Here is an 877-nt window from a genome sequence, read left to right as displayed (position 1 = left end):
GAGGGTGTCGGCAACGAAGTCCGGCAACGGGCTTCAAAAGACCTTGCAAACAATCTCAATCTGGCGATGGTTACTATTTATACTTTTCTTTTATTTTTCTGTTGTTTTGGTTGTCATAGGGGAGAAAAGCCCGGATATTCGGGATTTTCCCCGGCAACCGGCTCGGCAACGGGATAGCAACAGGGGGTGCAACGGGCTGCCATTTTCAGAACGGAAGCTCCATCTGTTCTGTGACCTCCACAAAACCGTCCATCGTTTTTTCAGACGGGTTGCCGGAGTCCGTTGCCGGGTTTTCACGCTCCCAGCCCTTTTGTCTGCCATATTCGGAAAACATTCTTGGGTTCGGGAAGTACCGCCAGCCAGAAATGCACTGGTTCATAATCTCGTTGATTTCCCGGATTTCCCATTGCTTCGGCTCGTCAAAGGCATGGTTCAAGGCTTCCTTATAGAGCTGCTTGGAGCAGACCATGCTCCCGGTGTACTTATCAAGATACGCCTGTATCATCCCGGCTTTGGTGTCCTCCGGCATAAAATCCCGCTGGTGTTCTTTGAGATACCGCTGCATGGCAGGGCTGAAAGCCAGCTTGAACCTGCCGCTTCTGTAAATTTCCATCGCTTCTGCCCACATCTGCTCGATATAGGCTCTGGAAGCGGCTTCGTCCTCCAAAATGTGAACCTCGGCTTGCTCCGGGTACACCATGACGGGGATAAAGCGGCGGTTGCCGGAACGGTCAAGGGGCAGGAAGTCAAGGGCATTGGAAGTGCCGCCAAACACGCACTGACGGGGGCGGTCTGCTGGGTGGGTTTCATAGGGTATCTTGTAAACCTCTTTCTGTCGGCTTAAAAATGACTTGATTTCCTCAATGCTCTTGGCGTT

Annotated in this window: 1 protein-coding gene; it reads right to left on the bottom strand. The window is 52.0% G+C overall.

All coding sequences use genetic code 11. From position 1 onward, the window contains the following. Positions 1-205 precede the first annotated feature (205 nt). Positions 206-877 (bottom strand): virulence-associated E family protein (locus H8S44_RS17075; RefSeq protein ID WP_243004152.1); only part of this gene is annotated, 672 nt, incomplete at its 5' end.

This window comes from Anaerosacchariphilus hominis (assembly GCF_014290175.1).
Classification (GTDB): domain Bacteria; phylum Bacillota; class Clostridia; order Lachnospirales; family Lachnospiraceae; genus Laedolimicola; species Laedolimicola hominis.
The sequence above is the reverse complement of the archived record's forward strand: the minus strand, read 5'-3'. Positions and strand labels throughout refer to the sequence as shown.